The organism is Frankia sp. CcWB2 (genome assembly GCF_977927585.1).
The window spans coordinates 5675-6251 of the sequence record NZ_CDWRCM010000021.1 but is presented as its reverse complement, the minus strand read 5'-3'; the positions used below and the strand labels follow the sequence as shown (position 1 = coordinate 6251).

The 577-nt window shown below is 66.2% G+C and carries 1 protein-coding gene; it reads left to right on the top strand.

Translation table 11 applies throughout. The annotated features are described in order from the left end of the window. The first annotated feature begins 204 nt into the window (after positions 1 to 204). Entirely contained in the window at positions 205 to 567 is a 363-nt protein-coding gene (erpA, locus tag ACY45C_RS04115; RefSeq protein ID WP_462186316.1) for an iron-sulfur cluster insertion protein ErpA, read from the top strand. The last annotated feature ends 10 nt before the right edge of the window (positions 568 to 577 follow it).

Here is a 577-nt window from a genome sequence, read left to right as displayed (position 1 = left end):
ATCTCGACGTGGTTGGCCCGCGCCGGCATCGCTACCATAGGAAGCGGATCCCGGCCGACGGTGTTGGGCATGGATGTCGGCACAGTGGCAGTGCCGTGCCCGGGGGGGTGTGCGCCGGATGGTCGGCGGCGCCCTGCGTACAAGTCAACCGGAACTAGTGGCCTGGCTTGCCAGGCACGTCCACCAAGGGCAGGAGTAGTCCCTATGACCGTTCAGGACACCACCGCACCCGCGACGCAGTCCTCGAGCGTCGTCCTCACCGACACCGCCGCAGGCAAGGTGAAGACCCTGCTTGAGCAGGAGGGTCGGGATGACCTCAAGCTGCGTATCGCGGTGCAGCCCGGAGGCTGCTCGGGCATGCGCTACCAGCTGTTCTTCGACGAGCGGTCCCTCGACGGCGACACCGTCCTCGACTTCTCCGGTGTCAAGGTGGCGGTGGACCGGATGAGTGCCCCGTACCTCGGCGGGGCGACGATCGACTTCGTCGACACGATCGAGAAGCAGGGTTTCACCATCGATAACCCGAACGCCCAGGGTTCCTGCGCCTGCGGCGACTCGTTCCACTGATGCGCTGAGC

Excerpts from the sequence above, each read along its gene's own strand:
- erpA (WP_462186316.1), top strand. The coding sequence starts at position 205 with ATGACCGTTCAGGACACCACCGCACCCGCGACGCAGTCCTCGAGCGTC.